Source organism: Novosphingobium endophyticum, from assembly GCF_014640675.1.
Classification (GTDB): Bacteria; Pseudomonadota; Alphaproteobacteria; order Sphingomonadales; family Sphingomonadaceae; genus Novosphingobium; species Novosphingobium endophyticum.
The window spans coordinates 121,308-143,055 of sequence record NZ_BMHK01000009.1; the positions used below are offsets into that span (position 1 = coordinate 121,308).

At 63.9% G+C, this 21,748-nt stretch carries 24 protein-coding genes; 5 read left to right on the forward strand and 19 right to left on the reverse strand.

Features of this window, described 5'->3' with window-relative positions:
• Positions 1-130: 130 nt before the first annotated feature.
• The 3 genes from IEX32_RS08880 to IEX32_RS20640 all read left to right on the forward strand — a co-directional run bounded on the left by IEX32_RS08880 (position 131) and on the right by IEX32_RS20640 (position 3,298).
• Positions 131-1,414, forward strand: a complete 1,284-nt coding sequence (locus tag IEX32_RS08880; protein ID WP_188770576.1) for an SAM-dependent methyltransferase — start codon at positions 131-133, stop codon at positions 1,412-1,414.
• Between the two features lie 63 nt (positions 1,415-1,477).
• The gene (locus IEX32_RS08885; protein WP_188770578.1) at positions 1,478-2,695 is read left to right on the forward strand and encodes an argininosuccinate synthase; all 1,218 of its coding nucleotides are present in this window, start codon (positions 1,478-1,480) and stop codon (positions 2,693-2,695) included.
• A gap of 132 nt (positions 2,696-2,827) precedes the next feature.
• Complete coding sequence (locus IEX32_RS20640; RefSeq protein ID WP_229736265.1) at positions 2,828-3,298, forward strand: septal ring lytic transglycosylase RlpA family protein; 471 nt, start codon at positions 2,828-2,830, stop codon at positions 3,296-3,298.
• 181 nt (positions 3,299-3,479) lie between these two features.
• On the opposite strand, the gene IEX32_RS08895 is transcribed toward IEX32_RS20640, so the two are convergent.
• The 17 genes from IEX32_RS08895 to IEX32_RS08975 all read right to left on the reverse strand — a co-directional run bounded on the left by IEX32_RS08895 (position 3,480) and on the right by IEX32_RS08975 (position 19,976).
• Positions 3,480-4,577 carry an NAD(P)/FAD-dependent oxidoreductase gene (locus tag IEX32_RS08895; RefSeq protein ID WP_188770581.1) on the reverse strand — a complete coding sequence of 366 codons (1,098 nt, stop codon included), beginning with the start codon at positions 4,575-4,577 and terminating at the stop codon, positions 3,480-3,482.
• Positions 4,574-5,242: a methyltransferase domain-containing protein gene (locus IEX32_RS08900; RefSeq protein ID WP_188770583.1), complete on the reverse strand. Its 669-nt coding sequence runs from the start codon at positions 5,240-5,242 to the stop codon at positions 4,574-4,576. The genes IEX32_RS08895 and IEX32_RS08900 overlap by 4 nt, the downstream gene beginning before the upstream one ends.
• A gap of 44 nt (positions 5,243-5,286) precedes the next feature.
• Positions 5,287-6,396 carry a type III polyketide synthase gene (locus IEX32_RS08905; RefSeq protein WP_188770584.1) on the reverse strand — a complete coding sequence of 370 codons (1,110 nt, stop codon included), beginning with the start codon at positions 6,394-6,396 and terminating at the stop codon, positions 5,287-5,289.
• A gap of 103 nt (positions 6,397-6,499) precedes the next feature.
• The gene (locus IEX32_RS08910) at positions 6,500-7,039 is read right to left on the reverse strand and encodes a hypothetical protein (RefSeq protein WP_229736266.1); all 540 of its coding nucleotides are present in this window, start codon (positions 7,037-7,039) and stop codon (positions 6,500-6,502) included.
• A 103-nt stretch (positions 7,040-7,142) separates the two neighbouring features.
• A complete protein-coding gene (locus IEX32_RS08915) occupies positions 7,143-7,724 on the reverse strand; it encodes a hypothetical protein (RefSeq protein ID WP_188770586.1) in 582 nt (193 codons plus the stop codon).
• 130 nt (positions 7,725-7,854) lie between these two features.
• The gene (locus tag IEX32_RS08920) at positions 7,855-10,017 is read right to left on the reverse strand and encodes a prolyl oligopeptidase family serine peptidase (protein WP_188770588.1); all 2,163 of its coding nucleotides are present in this window, start codon (positions 10,015-10,017) and stop codon (positions 7,855-7,857) included.
• 88 nt (positions 10,018-10,105) lie between these two features.
• Positions 10,106-10,528 carry a 50S ribosomal protein L17 gene (rplQ, locus tag IEX32_RS08925; RefSeq protein WP_188770590.1) on the reverse strand — a complete coding sequence of 141 codons (423 nt, stop codon included), beginning with the start codon at positions 10,526-10,528 and terminating at the stop codon, positions 10,106-10,108.
• A 185-nt stretch (positions 10,529-10,713) separates the two neighbouring features.
• A complete protein-coding gene (locus tag IEX32_RS08930; protein ID WP_188770592.1) occupies positions 10,714-11,772 on the reverse strand; it encodes a DNA-directed RNA polymerase subunit alpha in 1,059 nt (352 codons plus the stop codon).
• 106 nt (positions 11,773-11,878) lie between these two features.
• Positions 11,879-12,268: a 30S ribosomal protein S11 gene (gene rpsK, locus IEX32_RS08935; RefSeq protein WP_007011846.1), complete on the reverse strand. Its 390-nt coding sequence runs from the start codon at positions 12,266-12,268 to the stop codon at positions 11,879-11,881.
• Between the two features lie 54 nt (positions 12,269-12,322).
• Positions 12,323-12,691: a 30S ribosomal protein S13 gene (rpsM, locus tag IEX32_RS08940; protein ID WP_188770594.1), complete on the reverse strand. Its 369-nt coding sequence runs from the start codon at positions 12,689-12,691 to the stop codon at positions 12,323-12,325.
• Positions 12,692-13,004: 313 nt separating this feature from the next.
• On the reverse strand, positions 13,005-13,646 hold the full coding sequence (locus tag IEX32_RS08945) for an SRPBCC family protein (RefSeq protein WP_188770596.1): 642 nt from the start codon (positions 13,644-13,646) through the stop codon (positions 13,005-13,007).
• Positions 13,647-13,698: 52 nt separating this feature from the next.
• A complete protein-coding gene (locus tag IEX32_RS08950; protein ID WP_188770598.1) occupies positions 13,699-14,346 on the reverse strand; it encodes an adenylate kinase in 648 nt (215 codons plus the stop codon).
• 35 nt (positions 14,347-14,381) lie between these two features.
• Positions 14,382-15,749 (reverse strand): preprotein translocase subunit SecY, encoded by a 1,368-nt coding sequence (gene secY / locus IEX32_RS08955; protein ID WP_188770600.1) that lies wholly within the window; start codon positions 15,747-15,749, stop codon positions 14,382-14,384.
• A gap of 219 nt (positions 15,750-15,968) precedes the next feature.
• Positions 15,969-16,448: a 50S ribosomal protein L15 gene (gene rplO / locus IEX32_RS08960; RefSeq protein ID WP_188770602.1), complete on the reverse strand. Its 480-nt coding sequence runs from the start codon at positions 16,446-16,448 to the stop codon at positions 15,969-15,971.
• Positions 16,449-16,552: 104 nt separating this feature from the next.
• Positions 16,553-17,764, reverse strand: coding sequence for an ankyrin repeat domain-containing protein (locus IEX32_RS08965; RefSeq protein WP_188770604.1), 1,212 nt, complete (start codon positions 17,762-17,764; stop codon positions 16,553-16,555).
• Between the two features lie 74 nt (positions 17,765-17,838).
• Positions 17,839-19,296, reverse strand: a complete 1,458-nt coding sequence (locus tag IEX32_RS08970; RefSeq protein ID WP_188770606.1) for an ArnT family glycosyltransferase — start codon at positions 19,294-19,296, stop codon at positions 17,839-17,841.
• Positions 19,297-19,682: 386 nt separating this feature from the next.
• A complete protein-coding gene (locus IEX32_RS08975; RefSeq protein ID WP_188770608.1) occupies positions 19,683-19,976 on the reverse strand; it encodes a hypothetical protein in 294 nt (97 codons plus the stop codon).
• Positions 19,977-20,091: 115 nt separating this feature from the next.
• Between IEX32_RS08975 and IEX32_RS08980 the strand changes: the two genes are divergently transcribed.
• Positions 20,092-20,325 (forward strand): MafI family immunity protein, encoded by a 234-nt coding sequence (locus IEX32_RS08980; RefSeq protein WP_188770610.1) that lies wholly within the window; start codon positions 20,092-20,094, stop codon positions 20,323-20,325.
• Between the two features lie 201 nt (positions 20,326-20,526).
• Entirely contained in the window at positions 20,527-20,841 is a 315-nt protein-coding gene (locus IEX32_RS08985) for a YdeI/OmpD-associated family protein (RefSeq protein ID WP_188770612.1), read from the forward strand.
• Positions 20,842-20,987: 146 nt separating this feature from the next.
• Here IEX32_RS08985 and IEX32_RS08990 read toward each other — a convergent pair whose 3' ends face one another.
• Positions 20,988-21,329 carry a helix-turn-helix transcriptional regulator gene (locus IEX32_RS08990; protein WP_188770614.1) on the reverse strand — a complete coding sequence of 114 codons (342 nt, stop codon included), beginning with the start codon at positions 21,327-21,329 and terminating at the stop codon, positions 20,988-20,990.
• Between the two features lie 12 nt (positions 21,330-21,341).
• Complete coding sequence (locus tag IEX32_RS08995) at positions 21,342-21,599, reverse strand: type II toxin-antitoxin system RelE family toxin (protein WP_373285435.1); 258 nt, start codon at positions 21,597-21,599, stop codon at positions 21,342-21,344.
• Positions 21,600-21,748 lie beyond the last annotated feature (149 nt).

Here is a 21,748-nt window from a genome sequence, read left to right on the forward strand (position 1 = left end):
TAGGTTGATCTCAAAGAGCAAATAGTCCCAGAATGATCGGGTATAGCATCGCAGAACTGCTGGAACACGGTTAACAAAGCCGGCTCCTGATCAATCCGGGATTTGGGTTCCCAAGAGAGGTCAGACGCATATGTCTAAGAAATTGCTGGAAAGGTTTCTTGGCAGAGCCGTGCGCAAGGGCGTTCTGGAGGTTCACTTCGCGGACGGCAACCGTCGCCTGTTCGGAACGCCGATGCCGGGTTTCCCCGAAGTCGCGGTGCGTTTCCTCAGCGCGGCGGCACAGCGCAAGGTGGTGATGGACCCCCGGCTCGGCGCGGCCGAAGCCTTCATGGACGGCCGCCTGGTGATCGAACGCGGCGATATCATGCAACTGGTCGAGTTGCTGCGGGCCAACCGACCTTGGGATCGTGGCGGGCGGTTCGGTGAAGGCTCCCGGCTCGCGCGGTTGGCCGCGCGCGCGATGACCGTGATCGACGGGATAAACCGGGCCGCGCGGGCCAAGGCGAACATCGCGCGCCACTACGACATCGGCAACGATCTTTACACGCTGTTCCTCGACGGCGAGCACATGCAGTATAGCTGCGCCTACTGGCCCGGAGCGGACAAGGGCGAGGATATGACGCTCGAGGAGGCGCAGGAAGCCAAGCTTGCGCACATCACGTCCAAGCTCGCGCTGGCGGCCGGCCAGCGCGTACTGGACATCGGATGCGGCTGGGGCGGCATGGCGATCTACATCGCGCGCCATTTCGGGTCGGAAGTGCTTGGCATCACCTTGAGCGAGGAACAGCTCGCCCTGGCCCGCCAGCGCGCCCACGCGGCAGGCGTTTCCGATCGCGTCCGCTTCGAGCTGGTCGACTACCGGGACCTTGCCGCGCGCGGCGAGAAGTTCGACCGGATCGTCTCGGTGGGCATGTTCGAGCATGTCGGGCAGGCGCAGTTCAATCGCTTCTTCCGCGATTGCGCCGCGATGCTCGTGGACCAGGGCGTCATGCTGCTCCACACGATCGGACGGATGGGCGGGCCGGGCGCGACCGACGCCTTTACCCGCAGGTACATCTTTCCCGGCGGCTACATCCCGGCGCTCAGCGAAACCCTCGCCGCCAGCGAACGCTCGCGGCTGATCGCCGCCGACGTCGAGAACCTGCGCCTGCATTACGCGATGACCTTGCGCGAATGGTACAAGCGATGCGTGGCCCAAAAGGATGAGATTATCTCGCTCTACGGCGTTCGATTCTACCGCATGTGGACATTCTACCTTGCCGGCGCGACCGCCGCGTTCGAGAGCGGCAGCATGTGCAACTATCAGATCCAGTACATTCGCAGCCGACGCGCGCTTCCGCTGACGCGGGGCTACATGGCGCAGCGCGAGGCGGAGCTGTTGCCCGGTCAATCGCATCCCGCCATTGCGAAGTAGGCCCTGTGCTGTTAGGCGCGCGTCGCAATTCCAGCGTCGATTCCAGCGGAGCACGCCAGCCTCATGTCCGAGATCAAGAAGGTCGTCCTCGCCTATTCAGGCGGTCTCGATACCAGCGTCATCCTCAAGTGGCTGCAAGTCACCTATAATTGCGAGGTGGTGACGTTCACCGCCGACCTCGGCCAGGGCGAGGAGCTGGAGCCCGCGCGCGCGAAGGCCAAGCTGATGGGCGTGCCGGACAAGCACATCTACATCGACGACCTGCGCGAGGAATTCGTGCGCGATTTCGTCTTCCCCATGTTCCGCGCCAATGCCCGCTACGAGGGCGACTACCTGCTCGGCACCTCGATCGCCCGCCCGCTGATCTCCAAGCGTCTGATCGAGATCGCGCATGAGACCGGCGCGGATGCTGTCGCGCATGGCGCGACGGGCAAGGGCAACGACCAGGTCCGCTTCGAGCTGTCGGCCTACGCGCTCGACCCGAACATCAAGGTCATCGCCCCGTGGCGCGAATGGGAGCTGACCAGCCGCACCGCGCTCATCGCCTGGGCAGAATCGCACCAGATCCCCGTCCCCAAGGACAAGCGCGGCGAAAGCCCCTTCTCCACCGACGCCAACCTTCTGCACACCTCCTCGGAGGGCAAGGTGCTGGAAGATCCGTGGGAAGAAACGCCGGACTACGTCTATTCGCGCACCGTCAATCCCGAGGACGCGCCTGACCAGCCCGAATACATCACCATCGACTTCGCGAAGGGCGACGGCGTTGCCCTGAACGGCGAGGCGATGAGCCCCGCCACCCTGCTCACGGCGCTCAACGAGCTGGGTCGCAAGCACGGCATCGGCCGGCTGGACCTTGTCGAGAACCGCTTCGTCGGCATGAAGTCGCGCGGAGTGTACGAGACGCCGGGCGGCACGATCTACGCCGCCGCCCACCGCGGGATCGAGCAGATCACGCTCGATCGCGGCGCGGCGCACCTCAAGGACGAGCTGATGCCGAAGTATGCCGAACTCATCTACAACGGCTTCTGGTTCGCTCCGGAGCGCGAGATGCTGCAGGCCGCGATCGACCACAGCCAGCAACGCGTCAACGGCACTGTCCGGCTCAAGCTCTACAAGGGCATGGCCTCGGTGGTTGGCCGCAAATCACCCGATTCGCTCTACTCGGAACGGCACGTCACGTTCGAAGACGATGCCGGCGCCTACGACCAGAAGGACGCGGCAGGCTTCATCAAGCTCAATGCCCTGCGCCTGCGCCTGCTGGCGCAGCGCGACGCTTCCTGAGTCGTCTCAAACACTTAACGCATTCCGGCGGCCCGTTGCCAAAGCGCGACGGGCCGCTTCCGCATGGGTGCCCAGGCCCGCAATCGATGTGTAGGAGTCCGCCCACGCCGCAACGGGACGGAGTGGGACATCTTGGCAGCAGTCAGACCGGGCAACCGGAGAGCAGGCCTTTTCGCCGCCGTCGCGGCGCTGGTCACGCTCCCGCTTACAGGCCCCGTGCTCGCCGAGGACATCGCCATTGCGGACACCGCACCGGCCCTTGCCGAAATCGCGCCCGCGCGCCCCATCGAATCTGCGCCGACTTTCGATCCGATTGGATCGGGCGTGGCAAGCTACTATGGCGACGAACTCGCCGGAAACCGTACCGCCAGCGGTGAGCGCTTCGATCCCGATGCCCTTACCGCCGCGCACCGCACCCTGCCCTTCGGCAGCAAAGTGCGTGTGACGTATGAGAAGACCGGCGAATCGGTGATCGTCACCATCAACGACCGTGGCCCCTTCCACGGCAACCGTGTGATCGACCTGAGCGAAGCCGCCGCCGAACAGATCGGCCTTGTCCGCGCCGGACACGGCCGCGTCGTCCTCGCCCTCCGGTCCGAATAGTCCGTAGCGAAGAGCACCTTCCGGACGCGGCGCCCGCTTCCTGAATTTCAGGGAAAAAGTCGGCCAGCGCAGCAGCGGGAGGGGGTGGGCGATGCCACGCCGGCCTTCACTGGCGATAACAGCACAAGGCCCGTTCCGTTCCTGGCTACCAGACATTTTTCTTCGCGCACCGCAAGCGGCCCTACATCGGGGGCACTTGCGCAAGGCGCGTCATGCCGGCCAACCTTCCCAGCACGCCCGGCCACAGGCCCAGCAGTCCGGCAACGCACCGAATCGCCAGCGGCAATTCGACCGCTCGCTGAAGCAGCATGGCACGCGTGACTTGCGAGCGGACCAGCTCCTGCAATTTCCCATGGTATTCCGCCGGGCCGCTGCCGGCTCTCAGGCACGCTACGGCAAGCCGGGCGCTGCGCGTGGCGATGGCCATGCCGTCACCGGTAAGCGGGGCGGTGATCGCGGCCTGGTCGCCCAGACGGAATACCCCCGGCGGCAGCGGAGAGACCGGATCGCAAACATAGCCGTAGGGAAGGTTGGCGATCGTCAGCGGGCGCGAGAACACGGCCTCCGCATCGCCGAGCAGGCGCTCAAGATGAGGCGCCCGCATGAGTTCGGCCAGAAGATCCTCCCAATGTCCACCGAGCCGCGCGAATCGCTCTCGCCGCACGAGCAGGCACAAGTTCAGCACATCGTGCGCGACGCATTGCAGGCCGGCGTAGCCGCCATCGAACGGAGCCAGTTCTATCGCGCTTCCGACTTCCGACATCCGGCGGGGGGCCAGGCGCCAGTGCATCTTGAAGCCGATGTAGTCTGCGCCCGAGCCGGCATCCCGCCTTGCTCCCCGAATCTCATGCTTTCCCGTGGCGAGAAATACGCGCTCTGCGGTGCGCGAACCGGTGCTGGTGGCGATCTTGCCCTCCTCAAGCGCGATCACCTTCACGCCGCGTTCGACTTGCGCGCCCTCGCTTTGGGCAGCCTCCAGCAAGGCCTCGTCCAGACATTTGCGGCTGAGACCGAGCGCCTGAAAGGGCAAGGCCGCTTCGATCCGGGTTCCGCCGCTCACCAGCCTGACCCGATCGACGGGAACGGCGCCGAGCCGGACGGGATCGAGGCCCAGCCGGCGCAAGTCGTGCTGGGCTTCGATGGAGAGAAATTCCCCGCAGACCTTGTGATGCGGACCTGTTTCCCGTTCGAGCAGCCGCACCGGGACATCGGCTCGCGCCAGTTCCAGCGCGGCGGATGCACCGGCCAGCCCCCCGCCCAGGATCAGCACCTCGCTCACCATTGCGCTCGCTCGACGCAGTAACGGAAAGGGAATTTCCACCGCAGCCGCGCCCTGGGGAGCCCCGCTTCCCGCAACAGGCGATTCCAGTCGTCCTTGCGGAAGGCCCGCGCGATCGAAAGCGGTCCGTCGTGCCGCACGAAGCGATGCCAGCGCATCGCGGCCGCCAGAACCCGGAAGCCGTGATAGGAAAGCCAGTGCCGGTGCAGGTCGTTCACGAACCATCCCAGCCGCGCGCGCGCTTCCATCCATTGCAGGAAACGGACGATATCACCGTCTTCCATGTGGTGCGTCACGAGGGAGCTGATGACGATGTCGACCGGCTCATGCGCGGCCATCGTGAAGGCGTCTCCCGTGCGAAAGTCGATCTTCATGTCAGCCGTCGCCAGCCGCCGGGCGACGGGTTCGCTGCGTGGATTGATGTCGAAACCGATCAGCCTCACGCCCCGCCCTTCCTTCGCCGCGAGCCACGAGATCGCCTGAAGCATGTCTCCTGCGCCGTAACCTACATCGACAATGGTAAGGATGCGGCTTTCCGGGGTTGCCTTCAGCGCCCGGCGGATAAAGTCGAGCGTGGGCGGCCGGGCCCGCGTGATTGTGTTGACCCGCGCCAGATCCTCGATGCAGGCGGCGAATTCCTGCTGTGAGACGTCTTCGCCATCCATCAGTTCCGGTTCATGGCGTCGATGGCGAAGATTGACCACGGTGCCTAGAGCATCCTGAAGCGGAAGGTCTCAGCCGCAAGCCCCGGCCCGAAAGCCATAGCGAGGCCATTCGAGCCCCCTTCGCCATTCGAGCCCCCGTCACCCGCTTCGCGGCGCGCGAGCATCGCTCCGAGCACAAACATCAGCGTCGCCGAGGATACGTTGCCAAACTGGCGCAAGACATCGCGCGAGGGCTGCAATGCGTCGGCGGGAAGCTCCAGCGCGCGCTCCACCGCGTCCAGCACCGTGCGCCCGCCGGCGTGAACGGCCCAGAGGTCGACGTCGGACGGCGCCTGCCCGCGCAGTATGCCTTGCGTATCGTTGCGATCACGTTCCAGCCGCAACGCTTCCGCGATCAGGGCCGGGACTCTCCCGTCCAGATGCATGTCGAAGCCCTGGTCGGCGATCCGCCAGGTGATCGCTTCCGCCGAGCCGGGTATCGCGCCGGCACGAAAGTCGGTGAGGGCAATGCCGGAAGGCTCGGCTGTAACCAGTGCCGCGCTTGCCGCGTCGCCGAACAGCAGCATGGACAGGAGCCTTTCGATATCCTGCGTGCGCTGGAAATGGAGTGTGCACAGCTCCACATTGACCACCAGCACGCGCGCGTCCGGCTCCGACCGCACGATGTGATGCGCCAGCCGCAGTGAGTTGACGGCAGCGTAGCAGCCCATGAAGCCGACCACGGTACGTTCCACCGACGGGTCGATCCCGGTCGCCGCGACGATAAGCTGGTCCAGCCCCGGCGCGATGAAGCCCGTACAGGAAGCCACGATGAGGTGGGTAACGCCCTCTCCGGCAATGTCGGGTGTGAGCGCTCCAATGGCTTCCAGCGCGAGTTCGGGAGCATGCTTCTCGTACCGCGCCATGCGCGCACCGGTCGAGGGCCAGTCGCCGGGGCCGTAAAACCGATCTCGGTCGGTGACCAGACCATCTTCAAGAACGTCGGGCTCTATGAAGGAAAAACGCCGCTCGATGCCGGAAAGCGATGCCATCCGGTCGAACAGCCGCAGCTTTCGGGGATCGTCCACCATCTGGCGCACGAAACCGAGAAAGGCATCGTGAACCTGATGCGGCGGCACGGCGGTGCCGATCGCATTGATGTGGGCCGTCGTCATGCGTGTTTCCTGTCAATCAGCGCCGTGTCAGCCTACCCAGGGCAACGCTGCTCAAGAATAGCACATCGTGCTCAAACCCCGACGATTCAAGGGCAGAAAAGGTTTACAGCATGGCACGGCCGTCGACGGAAACGGATCGCACTCGGCCATCCTCGTCGACTCTGCAGGCAAAGCCGCGATCATCCTCCAGGCGCCCTTCGACGCTGTAGCGATCGCCCATGCGGCCCACGTTGTCGACGGTCGCGATCCGGCGATCGCCATTTTCGATCTCGTCCGCGCAGCGTTCCACCGCCTCGTCAAAGCTGCCTGGCGCACCTGCGCCCGGATAATCCGGGCGCGCGCCGCGATCGGCATCATCATAGCCGCGATCGTCGCTCTCGCCGTATTCCGGACCGCCCGGATAGCGGTAGCGATCATCGGTGTTTCGGTCCGTGGAAGACTTGCTGGCCACACTGGCGATCGCGGCGATCCCGCCGATGATGAGCAGGCCGGCCAGCACGTCGCCTCCGTCGATCCGGTCGCGGTGGTGGTGACGGTGGCGGCTCCAGTCCCCATGGCCGCGCGCGAGCGCCGGGGCTGCGGTCATGGAAAACGCCGCCAGAGCGGCAATCGAAACGGCGGCACGCGAACGAAACTTGTTCATGGCAGGCAAATCCCACACCCGGCGCGCACGCGCCCGATACTAATGTTCGATAGACGGTTCATGCTTGCCTCGGCATGAACCGCCCATCCGCCCCCACCTGCTTCTAGAGACCGCGAATGCCCTTGAAGTCGAGATCCGCGACGCGGCCGCGCCAGTCGACCTTGCACTCGAAAGAACCGGCGTCATAGCCGCGTAGCGAGCTGTTCCAGCCGCGATAGTCGCGGCCCCAGCCTCGACCGTAGTAGCCGTCGCCCGAACGCCAGTCACGCCCCATGGCATTGACCGCGATGCGGCCCTTGACGCGGTAGCCGTACCGCTTGCGGTCGATATCGCGAACGTCGGTCACCTTCGCGCGCGCGCCGTAGCTGTAACGGCTGGCGGTCTGCTCAGCAGCGCGCACGCACCGTTCGACCGCATCGCGGGAACCCACGCCGCGCCCGTCGCCGGAACGACCGTAGTCGTAGCGCGCCCGATAATCCCGGCCGTAACGATAATCATAGCGGTCGTTGTCGCGGCTTGCGGCGGCCGCCACCGCGGCAATGCCGCCAATGACCAGCGCGCCCGCGATCACGTCGCCCGCGTCGATGCCGTTACCGTGATCCCGCGCAATTGCCGGGGTGGCCGTCGAGGCCGCCATGGCACCGGCAGCCAAGGTTCCGACCATGATCCTGGTGAGCTTTTCCATGGCTTTCACATCCTTATTCCGCCGAACGATCGTGTCCGGCCATTGAGGATGTTCTACGCGGGCGGCCATGAGACGAGCCTGAACCCTGCCGACAGTCGCCATTCAGGTAATGTCGAGTTTTTATGAACAATTAATCCGGAGACTGAATCGCCAGTCCGGTCCACTGCGCGAGGAAAGCCAGAATGTCCGCACCTTCTTCGATCACCTTGTCCGTAGGTTTTCCCGAGCCGTGGCCCGCGCGGGTCTCGATACGAATCAGATGCGGCCTGTCGCCGATTTCGGCCGCCTGCAGCGCCGCCGTGTACTTGAACGAGTGGCCGGGCACGACGCGGTCGTCGGTGTCCGCCGTCGTCACCAGGATCGCCGGATAGTCCGCCCCATGGCGGATATTGTGATAGGGCGAATAGGACCGAAGGATGCGAAAATCCTCCTCCCGATCCGGATAACCGTAGTCATCCACCCAATAACGCCCCGCGGTGAAGCGATCGAAGCGCAGCATGTCCATCACGCCCACCTGGGCAACTGCGGCGGCATAGAGGTCTGGTCGCTGGTTCACGACCGCGCCGACAAGCAGGCCGCCGTTCGACCCGCCCTGGATTGCGAGGCCGTCCTTCTTCGCGATGCCCTGGCCGATCAGGTATTCGCTGGCAGCAATGAAATCATCGAAGACGTTCTGCTTGTTCGCGCGCCGGCCGGCATCGTGCCACTCGCGCCCATACTCGCCGCCGCCGCGCAGGTTGGCGAGCGCGAAGGCCCCGCCGGCCTCGAGCCATGCCATCCTGACCGCCGAGAAACTCGGGGTAAGCGCTATGTCGAAACCGCCGTAGCCGTAAAGCAGCGTCGGCACCGGCTTGCCTGCCTCCGCCACTTTTCTGCCGCGTACAATGAACATCGGCACGCGAGTGCCATCCTTCGAGGCATAGAAGTGTTGCTCAACCACGTAGTCGCTGGAATTGAAGCACAGCTTCGGTTCCGCGAAAGGCTGGGTCTGCCCCGAGGCGATGTCCATGCGGTAGATCGCGGCAGGGCAGTTGAAGCTGGAGAACGCGTAGAAGGTTTCGGGATCCCCCGGCCTGCCGCGAAAGCCCGAGGCCGTGCCGATTCCGTTCAGGGTGATGGTGCGGGCCGGCCTTCCGTCGAGACCGACGACCTCGGCGTGACTGGCCGCGTCGCGCATATAGTTGAGCACGAGTTGGTCGCCGACGATCCCGGCCCTTTCGAGAATATCCGTGCGCTGCGCGACGACTTCGTTCCAATCGGGATTACGGTCAGCGAGATCGATACCCACCAGCCGGTATCTCGGCGCATCCTTGTTGGTCACGAACCAGAGATGCTGCCCTGAACCTTCGACGAGCTTCCAGTCGTCCCTGAATCCCGCGACGATCTGGCGCGCCTTCCATTCGTGCCTCTCACGCCGGGCGAGATCGATCACCGCGACTTCATACCGGGCGTCGGTGCCAACGGAGGTCGTGATCACCGCAAGCCGCCCGTCCTGTGTCACTTGCGCGAAGTGATTGTATTCCGGGTGATCGGGCGTCGCGAAGACCACCTCGTCCTCGCTCTGCGGCGTGCCGAGCCGGTGGAAATAGACGGTGTGGTTGTAGTTCAGTCCCTGGAAGGCCGCTCCCTCGTCCGGCTCGGGAAAGCGCGAGTAGAGAAAACCCTCCTCGCCAATCCAGGACAAGCCGGTGAACTTGGCCCAGCGGATCTCGTCGGCTAGCGGCTTTCCGGTGCGCACATCGAGCACACGCAGGATGCGCCAGTCGGTGCCGCCGTCCTGCACGCTGTAGAGAAGATATCGGCCCTTCCGCGAAGGCTCCCAGGCATCGAGCGCGGTGGCGCCGTCCTTCGCCCATGTGTTGGGATCGAGCAGCAGCTTCGCCTCGCCGTCGAGGCCCTTGCGAACGAAAAGCTGTGCCTGCGGCTGCAGCCCCGTGTTGCGCGTGTAGAAGTAGCGGCCGCCGGCCTTCTCCGGCAGGCCAAAGCGCTCGTAGTCCATGAAGGCGCGGATGCGATTGGCCAAGCGAGCGCGATACGGCAGACTGTCGAGATAGGCATCGGTGACGGCGTTCTCCCGCGCGATCCAGTCGGCCACCTCGGGGGAATTGCGCACATCCGCCTCAAGCCAGCGGTAGGGATCGGGGACCTTCTCGCCGAAGTGATCTTCGACGATCGAGTCGCGGCGGGATTCGGGGTAAGTCAGGTCAGGCATGGTCGCACCGCAGATGGACGTTGCCGACGCGAGCGACAAGCCCCCCGCGATCAAAGCGACACACGCCTTCAGGCGCCGCATGCGTTATCTCCCAATCCCGGACGCAAAAACGGCCGCGAGTCTATCACTCGCGACCGCTCGTGCAATGTTTGCGATGGCCAGCTGTGGCTCAGGCCTCTGCGTATTCCTCCGCCTCGTTCATCACCGGGCCGGAATCCTGACCCTTGGCATCGACGTCGCGGTCGACGAGTTCGATGATCGCGATCGGAGCCGCGTCCGAAGCGCGGATGCCTGCCTTGATGATGCGCGTGTAACCGCCGTTGCGGCCGGCATAACGTTCGGCGAGAACCTCGAAGAGCTTCTTTTCCTGCGTCTCGTCCATCAGGCGCGAATGCGCGAGACGGCGATTCGACAGGCCCCCACGCTTGGCCAGCGTAATCAGCTTCTCGATGTAGGGGCGCAGTTCCTTCGCCTTGGGCGTGGTGGTCTGGATTTGCTCGTGCTTGATGAGCGCGGCGGCCATGTTGCGCAGCAGCGCGGCGCGGTGGCCGGATTTGCGCTGCAGTTTGCGGCCACCCATTTTATGACGCATTTCTTGTACTCCGTTCGTAAGGGGGCCGTATCAGGTACCCCGGTCCTGGTGGTTGTTGAGGGTCCCACCGTTTACCCAAAACCTCGTCATCCCGGACTTGATCCGGGACCGCTGGCGGTGTCTACGCACGGCCTCGCGTCTAAAGACCGCCAGCGGTCCCGGCTTTCGCCGGGATGACGTAATGCTTAGCCCAGCAGTTCCTGCTCGAGCTTCTTGGCCATCTCTTCGATGTTCTCGGGCGGCCAGCCCGGGATGTCCATGCCGAGGCGCAGGCCCATCGAGGAAAGAACTTCCTTGATCTCGTTGAGCGACTTGCGACCGAAGTTCGGCGTACGGAGCATCTCGGCCTCGGTCTTCTGCACGAGATCGCCGATGTAGATGATGTTGTCGTTCTTGAGGCAGTTCGCCGAACGCACCGACAACTCCAGCTCGTCGACCTTCTTGAGCAGGTAACGGTTGAGCTGGTTGGTGTCGCTCTCTTCCGGCGCGGCCGCGGCCATGCCGATCATCTGCGGCGCGCCGACCGGGGCGATGTCCTCGAAGTGGACGAACAGCGCGAGCTGGTCCTGAAGGATGCGCGCGGCATAGGCCACGGCATCTTCAGGGGTGACGGTGCCGTCGGTCTCGACCGTGAGGTTGAGCTTGTCGAAGTCAAGCTCCTGACCGATGCGGGCATTCTCGACCTTGTAGCTGACCTGGCGTACCGGCGAGTAGAGCGAGTCGACCGGGATCAGACCGATCGGCGCATCGACCGGACGGTTCGACACGGCCGGAACATAGCCCTTGCCGGTATCGGCGGTCAGTTCCATGTTGAGCGTCGCACCCTCGTCGAGGTGGCAGATTACGAGGTTCTTGTTCATGACCTCGATATCGCCCGAGACGGCGATGTCGCCGGCCTTGACCTCGGCCGGGCCAGTAACGGAAAGCTGGAGGCGCTTCGGCCCCTCGCCCTGCATCTTGAGCGCGATCTGCTTCACGTTGAGGACGATGTCGGTGACGTCCTCGCGCACGCCGGCAAGCGAGCTGAACTCGTGCAGGACGTTCTCGATCTTGATCGAGGTGATGGCCGCGCCCTGGAGCGAGGAGAGCAGCACGCGGCGCAGCGCGTTACCGAGCGTCAGGCCGAAGCCGCGCTCGAGAGGTTCGGCAACGAACGTCGCCTTCAGCTTGGGGTCTGGTCCCGGCTTGATCTCAAGGCTGTTCGGCTTCTTGAGTTCCTGCCAGTTCTTGATGTTGACAGTCATGGACTTCCCCTGGGATTTCGATGGCGGTTACGCCCCAAGGCCGGTTGGAAAGGCCTGGGACGATCCGGAAGCAGACGACGACCGGTTCGTCGCCCGTTGGGCTCGATCAGACGCGGCGGCGCTTTGAGGGGCGGACGCCGTTGTGCGGGATCGGCGTCACGTCGCGGATCGAGGTAATGGTGAAGCCCACGGCCTGCAAGGCCCGCAGGGCGCTCTCGCGGCCCGATCCCGGGCCCTTGACCTCGACTTCGAGCGTGCGCACGCCGTGCTCGGCTGCCTTCTTGCCGGCATCGTCGGCGGCGACCTGCGCGGCGTAGGGAGTCGACTTGCGGCTGCCCTTGAAGCCCATCATGCCGGCCGAGGACCAGCTGATCGCATTGCCCTGAGCGTCGGTGATGGTCACCATCGTGTTGTTGAAGCTGGCATTCACATGCGCGATGCCGCTAGTGATGTTCTTGCGTTCGCGGCGCTTGATGCGCTGGGGTTCGCGTGCCATGTCCGTGTATCCTGTCGATAAATCGCTGCGGGAACCGTATACCGGTTCGGCGGCTTACTTCTTCTTGCCGGCGATCGGCTTGGCCTTGCCCTTGCGGGTGCGCGCATTGGTGTGCGTGCGCTGGCCACGAACGGGAAGCCCCTTGCGATGACGCAGGCCGCGATAGCAGGCGAGATCCATCAGGCGCTTGATGTTCATCGCCGTCTCACGACGAAGGTCACCCTCGACCATGTGATCGGCGTCGATGGATTCACGGATCTGGAGCACTTCGGCATCCGAAAGATCCTGAATACGGCGGCTGTGATCGATACCGAGCTTGTCGGCGATCGCCAGGGCCTTGGTACGACCGATACCGTGGATATAGGTAAGCGCGATAATCACGCGCTTGTTGGTGGGGATGTTCACCCCGGCAATACGAGCCACTTAAATCTCCATGCTCCACAGGGAACGCTGGCGCGCGCCCCATCTCAACGCTCAACACCCAAACAACAGGAAATGGCAACGGCCCGGTAGGCGACACACACGATGCCTGAAACACGCGTGGTTTTGGCCATCCGGACTTACCATGGTTTTCGAGTGAAGGGCGCGCTTAAAACGATTCGCAGCACCTGTCAACGCCCGCAGGACGATCAGAAACACTTTGCCCGACCAAGGCTGGCGGCAATCTGCGATCCCTGGCCATGCTAATATCGCATCCGCGACGTTCAGTCAAAAAACGCCGCCTGGCCGGCCCCGCTCAGCGGCCGATCATCTCGGAAGCCGCCTCTCCGGATTCCTCGCCACCCGAGCCGGAGTCCGCCCCCTGCTCCGGCGAGGTTTCCGCGATCCTCCCGCCCAGCTTGCCGGCGAGACGCTTGACCTGATTGCCGAGAACACCGTCCACCGCCGGCGCCAGCGCTTCGTATGAGGGGCGGACATATCCGCCCACGATATATTCGAGCTGGATCCGGGCTCCCTTGCCGTCGGCCGCAGGCTTGAGCAGGACAGTCATCGTACCCTCGGCAGCGTCTGCCTGAAGCGGCCCCAGCGCGCCCGCCATGCGCAGCGCGCGGCCTTGCTCGACGAAGACGACCCGCATGTGCTCCACCGAGCCGCGAGGCGCTGCCCTGGGAGATTCCTTGTTGGGCAGGACTTCACAAAAGCAACCGCCGGCACGCGGATCGATCGACAGGTTCGCCGCCGATCCCGACCAGGTGTGCTCCGAATCCCACCACTGCGAAGGCTCGAGCAGCACATCCCAGCTCTCTGCCGCATCGGCGGGAACCTCGGCCACATGGCGCACGACGAAGCCGCGATCCGAGACTTCGACGACTTTCGCCGCAACCGGCCCGGAAGCGAAGGCAGCCAGGGCCAAAGCGCATGCAAGAAGCGATCTCATCTCTTGCCTCCCCACACCAGTTCGTCGGTCGACACCGCCGCTCAAACCGCCCTCAGGACGCCAGAACGCCCTCGATCGCGACGGTCACGTCATCCATGTCCGCCATGCCGTCGATCTTCGCGACGATCCCGCGCGCCTCATAAATCGGCAGAATCGGCGCAGTCTTGGCGCGATACTCGGCCAGGCGCGTGCGGACGGTCTCCGCATTGTCGTCAGGCCGGCGCTTGAACTCCGTTCCCCCGCACTTGTCGCAAGTACCGGGGATCTTCGGCTGCTCGAACTTGTCGTGGTAGCCCTTGCCGCACGACGCGCAAGTGAAGCGGCCGGTGATCCGCTCGACCAGTGCCTCCTCGTCGACGACCAGTTCGATCACGTGGTCGAGTTTGCGCCCCCGCTCCGCGAGGATGGCGTCGAGCGATTCGGCCTGCGCGGCGGTGCGGGGATAGCCGTCAAAAATGGCGCCCACGCCTGGCCCCATCGCGTCGAGTTCCTCGCCGATCAGCGCGGAGACGATGGCGTCGGAAACCAGCTCGCCGCGCTCCATCACCGCCTTCGCATCGAGGCCCGTGGGCGTACCTGCCTTCACGGCCGCACGAAGCATGTCGCCGGTCGAGAGCTGACGCATTCCGTGCCGTTCCACAAGACGCTGTGCCTGGGTTCCCTTGCCCGCCCCCGGCGGCCCCAGCAGAATGATATTCACGCCTTACCCCTCAAAATCTGTTGCCTGGCGTCCGCTCAGCGGAGACGGCCTTTCAGTTTCGCCTTCTTGATGAGATCGCCGTACTGGTGCGCCAGCAGGTGCGATTGAATCTGGGTGATCGTATCCACCGTCACGTTGACGACGATCAGCAAACTCGTGCCACCCATGAACAGCAACGGCAAACCGGTCATCGAAAGGAAATACTCGGGAACCGTGCAGACGAGGGTCAGGTAGATCGCACCGATTACAGTCACGCGCGTGAGAACGTAGTCGAGATAGGTCGCGGTGTTCTTGCCGGGACGGATGCCGGGGATGAACCCCCCGTTCTTCTTCAGGTTATCCGCGGTCTCTTCCGGATTGAAGACGACGGCGGTGTAGAAGAAGCAGAAGAATATGATGCCGGCAGCATAGAGCAGCATGTAGAGCGGCTTGCCGTGACCAAGGTACTGGTTGAGCGAGACGACAATCTGCCCCCAGGTCGATTCAGGCGTCAGCGAATTGCCGGCGAACTGGGTGATGGTCAGCGGCAGCAGCAGCAGCGAACTGGCGAAGATCGGCGGGATCACGCCCGCGGTATTGACCTTGAGCGGCAGGTGGCTGCGGTCGGCCTGCATCATGCCGCGCTGCGTGGCACGCTTGGGATACTGGATCAGCAGGCGGCGCTGCGCACGCTCCATGAAGCAGATCATCAGGATCATCGCCACGATCAGCGCAATCAACGCGATGATGAGCACCGAACCCGTGTCGCCGGCGCTGTAGGCCTGCCCGAGGTTGCCGACGAAAGTCGGCATCTGGGCGACGATACCGGCCATGATGATGAGCGAAACGCCATTGCCGATGCCGCGCGAGGTGATCTGCTCGCCCAGCCACAGCAGGAACATCGTGCCGCCGACCAGCGAAACCACCGCGCCGACGCGGAACAGGTAGCCCGGATCGACGACCGCCTGCATGCCGCTCTGCGCGCCATAGGCCTCGAGGCTCACGGCGAGGAAATACCCCTGGATCGCGCAGAGGCCCACCGTGCCATAGCGCGTGTACTGGTTCAGCTTCTTGCGCCCCGCCTCGCCTTCCTTCTTGAGCGCGATCAGCGCCGGATGGAGCGAAGCGGCCAGCTGCACCACGATCGAGGCGGTGATGTAGGGCATGACGCCGAGCGCGATGAGGCTCATGCGTTCAAGGCTGCCGCCCGAAAAGGTGTTGAAGAGATCCAGGATGCCGCCACGCGTCTGGTCGTAGAGCGACTCCAGGATCAGCGGGTTCACTCCCGGCAGGGGCACGAAGCTCAGGAAGCGGAAGATGACCAGCGCACCGAGAGTGAACCAGATGCGTTTCTTCAGCTCGGTGGCCTTGGAAAAATTGGCCAGACTCAGCGAGCTGGCAATGTTGTCGGCGCGTGAAGCCATGACGGGTGGGAGACCTCGAATGCTCTGTATCGGATTATCGGATTCGCCCTTAGCCGGTGCATGGCGACTTGTCGAACCCCGGAACGGAACTGGCTATATAGTCTGTGGGACGACGGCGAAAACCCGCCCCGCTCCAAAAAAACCGGATCGAACAGCAAGAGGGGGCGAAGCGCCCTGGCGCCCGCCCCCTCCGCTTTATTCGATCACGATCGCGCCACCTCAGGCTTCAGCGGCTTCCTTGGCGGGAAGCGTCACCGAACCGCCGGCCTTCTCGACCGCGGCCACGGCGCTCTTCGAGGCACCGGCGACGTTGAAAACCACCTTGGCGGTCAGCTCACCCTTGGCGAGCAGACGCACACCGTCCTTGCCGCCACGGGCAAGGCCCGCCGACTTCAGGACACCGTGATCCACGGTTCCCGAGATGTCGAGCTTGCCGGCGTCGATCGCCTTCTGGACCAGGCCGAGGTTCACTTCGGCATAATCCTTGGCGAACTTCTTGTTGCTGAAGCCGCGCTTCGGCAGGCGCATGTGGAGCGGCATCTGGCCGCCCTCGAAGCCGGCGATCGAGACGCCCGAGCGCGCCTTGGCACCCTTCTGGCCCCTGCCGCCGGTCTTGCCCTTGCCCGAGCCGATGCCGCGCCCGATGCGCATGCGGCGGTGACGGGCACCCGAATTGTCGCGAAGATCGTTCAGTTTCATAGTATGCACTCGCTTTCGCTTTAGGTCGCGCTTGACGGAAAGGCGGCCCCATAGGGGATGCGGGCACGGATGTCACCCCGTAAATGCACGCGCACCGAGATCCGCTACCGCGTCCTGACCCCCACGAACAGCGAGGACTCGCCCGCGATGACATTGCCGAACACCCCGCGCGCGGGCTTCCAGTTCAACTCCTCCAGACCCAGCTCGCAAATCTGCTTGTCATAGTCCTCGTAAGTGGTCGAGGGCTCGATCCGGCAGGCTGTCGCGTTGCCTTGCGCATCGACGGTGAAATAGATCCGGTGCTTGGTGAGGTACCTGTTGCCGCGGAATTGCTCTTCGAAGCGCTTGTTGAGGTCGTCGAGCCCCTGGTTGAACCGGTCGATGTCCCCGGCGGACAGGCGCGGCAGCTCCTGCAGGCTGTTGAAGTCATCCTCGGACACGAGCGGCTGCATGCGCCGCAGCATTCCGATCCATTGCTGGGCGCGGGCCACCTGCATCGGCGAATAGCGATCGAAGATCGTCTGGCATGCCGCACCGTTCGGGTTCGCGTCGGCGCGAAGCAGCAGGTCGGCCGAGCCGCGCCGGCGATAGGCAATCGCCCACGCCAGCGGCGTCATGCCGAACAGGTCCGGCGCGTTCACGTCGTACTTGCCGGTGCGCAGCATCCGGTCGAGCCGCGCCACCGACCCCCGGCGCACGACTTCGGCCAGCGTCGGCGAAGGTGGAAGCGGATCGAGGTCGGCAAAGCCGAACGGGCGATCGGACCACAACGGCTCCTTGCGTTCCTCCTCCACCGGCGGCGCCAGATCGACCTCACCCTCGAACGGGCGGCAGACATCCGCATAAGGATAGCGTTCGTCGGCAAGCACCGCCGCGTTATACCCGCGCGCGAACTTCTCGGCTCTGGCGAGATGTTCCGGTCCCGGCTTGTCGGCAGCCGTTTCGTCGATGAAAGCCACCACGCGCACCGTCCGGGAGGCCACCCCTCCCCGCATCCGGCACTGCGCGCCGTAGATCGATGTAGAGACCCCGCCGGCGGTAAGCGCGCCGGCGAGCCGGAAATCGCCCGCCTCCAGCGCCTTGCCTGCTTCCGCGACCGGATCAGGATCATCGGCCAGAAGCGCCTTGCGCAAGGCCTCGTCCACCAGTCGCTGCTCGCGCAGGACTTCGGGATCGGACAGGGGATCCCGGCAGACCTGATCGCTGTCCGGCGTTTCCTGGAGGGCCTTTTCGCCCTTGTCCCAGCGCGGGTCGCAGGCGGCGGTTCCCAGAAGAGCGAGCGTCAGGATCGAAACGGCGAAGGTCCGGTAGACCAAGGCATCCCCCAATTGGCGAACGGGCAGGCTCGCGCCCTTAGCACAGCCGCGCCGTAGCGGAAGAGACTCCCTCATCACTGCTGGTGACGGCGGTTGCAGTCGGCCCAGACGTCGATCTTGCTCGACAGCAGCCATTCTGGCGTTTCCACGCGCGCGACGAGGCGGCAGTTGGCATGGATATAAATCCTGACCGGGCGCAGGGTCTCCCAGTTGATCGGGTCCTGCCGGGGCTTGGGCGCCAGCACCACCGTGCTCGGCCGCTCGGCGAGCACGCGGCGCACCTCCCCCGCGGTCGAGAGGTGGCTGACATCCTTCTCGATCGTCTGCGCGAGGTGGTGCGAGAACACCAGCGGCGTGACGAAGCGGTGCCCGGTCATATGATAGAGCTGGTACGGCCCGTCGTAGACGAACAGCGGCCCGCCGTCGTCATGGGCGCGCACCGCCGCCGCCAGTTCCTCCATCGCCGCGCGCGAGCGGCGGGCGTGATCGAAGTCGAGCATGGACGTCTCGCGGAAGGCCAGCACCGCCAGCACCGCCATCGCCACCGGCCCCGCGATGCGCCGTTGCAGGATGCCGGCGCTGGCCACGATCAGCGGCAGCAGCATCGGCAGCGCGTAGTGGACGTAGAAATTGGGCACCGAAAGCAGCCCCAGCGTCGCCGCGAACAGCCACCACGAGAGGAACCGGCGCTGTTCGCGCTCCATGTCGGGCAGGCTCAGCACCGCCAGGACCATGAACGGCGCGAGGCGGATGAACATCAGGATCAGGCGAATCCCCGCCACCAGCCAGATCTTCGGCTTGGCGAGGTTCGAGGTGACCATCGCGTGCCAATAGATGCTCCAGTATCCCTCCCACCAGTACCACGCCGCGATAGCCAGCGTCGGCAATGCCCCGATCAGCGCCCACGCGGCGATGGTCGCCAGCGCGGGTCGGCGCGGCATGGGCGATCGCCACAGGGTGAAGGCAGCGTAGAGCCCCAGGAACGCCCCTTCGAACAGGCTGGTCTGCTTGATGGTGATCGCGCAGCCGCACAGCAGCATCGCCACAAAGGTCGACGCCCCTGCCCGCCCCGCGCGCAACTCGGGCAAGGCGCGCAGCACCAGCAGCACCGCCACCGCGACGAAGAGATTGTAGAAGATCGGCGCCTGAGCGCCGAAACCCTGTTCCTGCTCCAGCCAGAGCAGATAGGCGATACCGGCCAGAAGGCCGCCCTGCGTGCGGTTCCAGACGCAGGCGATGCGCCCGATCACCCACGCCGTCGCCGCCGCGAAGCATGTCGCCACCAGCTGATAGGCAATCGGCGCGTAAGAGATCGCGGCGATCAGGTAATAGAGAAAGAACAGCCCCCAGGGCTTGCGGTCCCAGACATCGACATAGGGCACCGCATGCTGCTCATGCATGGCGATGCCGACGGTCTGGTAGAACGTCTCGTCGACATGGAGATTGGGATCGCCAAACGTGCTCGCCCGCAAGGCCAGCGCCACCAGCAGGAAGATCGCCCCGAACCACGCCGGGAACTTGCCCTGGGTCATCTGTGGAATTGCCCCCTGCGCTTTCGCCGCGTTGCCCCGGGGCGATACCTAACGGGCGGCGCCGGCGATGGGAAGTGCGGGATAGGCCGCAAGGTGGCGGTCAGGTTTACACGGTTTACACAGTCCTGAAGCAAGAAACTCCCCCTCCCCGACCGGGCGCGAAAAGCCCCCTCCCGACGTGCGAGGGGCCGCGGGTTCGGAAGGACAGCGGAGCCGACGATGGGAAAGAGCGGGGCGCTTATCCCAGACGGCCGCGATGTAGGAAAGCGGGTTGGCGGGGTGACAGGTTCGTTGCCGGGTCCGGAACGGCAGGAATTGGCGGGAGATCGAAGAAAGCGGCCATTGCCGCAAATAGGTCAGCTGGGGGCAAACGCGAGGTTAGCTATTCAAACACGTCGAACCGCTCTCACCAGTAGGCGCGCATTGTCCGGCGGACTTTCGATCACATCGATCACGAATCCGCGCTCAGTAAGCTGATGACGAAATCGATCGGTGTTCCTCCGGCCCCAAACCCCCACAAATCGTTGCTTGAATGCGTTTTCGTACATGATGTGCCCGCCGAATTCGGCGCTGATCGCATCAAGGGGCCAAACCGGCTCCATTTGTTCAAGGGGGGCGACGCAGACAACCCGATGGCTTTGGCCAATCTTGAACTGCTCATTGAATAAGTTCAGGATCATCCGGGCATCATAACAAGGCAAATGATCTGCTCAAGGCTTGCTTCAATACACCAGAACCGGCCGTTCCGGACACGCCCCAATTGCGAACGTCGGGCCCTCGTGCAAACATCGCCGTATGGATAAGCATGATCATTGGCGCCAGTTGGCAGCATTGCTCACCTCGGCGCTGGACGCGAAACGCAACCGCATTCCGTCAAAAGATGCTGAGATCGTTCAGTATTTCATCGATCACAACGAATATGGCTTGGCATACGAGCATCTTAACAACACAATTGATGAGGAGCGTCTTTTAATCACGGAGGAAGCAAAAATGGCGATGAAGGCGGCGGCCAACTTCATGAATCTCTAGGCCCGCTAGCTGTCCCCAATTCGCATTGCCGCGCCGAGTGACGTGGATGTTGCGCAGAGCCGCTGTTTAGGACCGCATGGACAGCGTCATGTCGGCTTGGACCAATTGTGGACATTTCGTTATCCAGCGGTCAAACTCAGAAGCCGCCGTTCTATGCGGTGTTGATGAAATCGACTGTCGGACGGCATGCATGGAGGTTTCGTGGCAAACTCTTTTCCTCAAGGTACTGTCCACGAAGCACGTGAAGACCTTCAAGCAGCATTGCAATCGGATCCGAAAGTCTTTGGGCTGTGGGCAAGCCTGACGCCGCTCGGTCGGAATGAATTCATCTGCTGGGTCGATGACGCAAAACAGCCAGCAACGCGCCAGCGCCGCATCCAACGAACCGGTGACGAACTGTTGGAGGGAAAGAAGCGGCCCTGCTGTTGGGCAGGTTGCATCCATCGCACCGACAAGGCGCCAAGCCGATGGCAACAGGCGGTCCTGATCGATCAGAAGAAAATGAAGGGCGCATAAACCGGCCCGCGAGCGAATGTGCCCTTTTTGCCGTTCCCAGCAAGATCGGACCGTCCGCTATCAGAGAGCCGCAAAGCGGCCGCCAATGACTGGAAAGTTGCGCTTCGTCACCGAAAGTCTGAAGTCAACGACAAAGGCGAACCCCGTTAAATCAAATCGTCAACCGTCACATCCAGCGCCGAGGCCAGCTTGACCAAGGTGGCCACTGAACCGCTACCCTTGCCCGACTCGATGTCGGCAATCTGCACGCGGTTGACGCCGGATGCCTCGGCCAGCGCCTGTTGGGTCAGCCCCCGGAACTCGCGCCACACGCGCAGGGGGCTTTCGCCCGCAACCATGTGCCGGGCCACTTCGGCGGGCACCTGCTCTTCCGCGCCGCGAGCCAGGGCGTCCTTTGCCCGATCATAGGCACGCAGGTCCGCCAGTTCTTCGGAGGCCACGCGAAGCGCCTTGTATTCCTCGATCGGGATCGTGACCATTTCACCCATGGTAGCCTCCTTTCAATCGTACACGCCGCCGCGCGGGGCAATTTCCAGCACGGCCAGAACAACACCGTCATCCATGATGACGCGCCAGTCACCGACCCGCAGGCGGATGCCTTCCCGTCCCTTCAGGGCCTTGACGTTGTTGGCCTGCGACGCGGGGTCCGCGGCATAGGCGTCCACCTTGCCCATGACGCGTTCCGCTGTATTTCTGGGCATTCGGCGAAGTGCCCTCAGAGCGGAGCGCGTATAGGTGACGGACTTCATGCACCTCATGTAGTGTATCACTACAATGTAGTCAAGCGCTACACCTGACCGGTCAGGGCTCCGAACTCAGGTTAACGGAAAAAAGGGTCTTTACGATTTGAGCGAAGGCTGAATCTGTGTGCGCGCTATTTGGGAGGCGCACATGGACGAGTGGGACA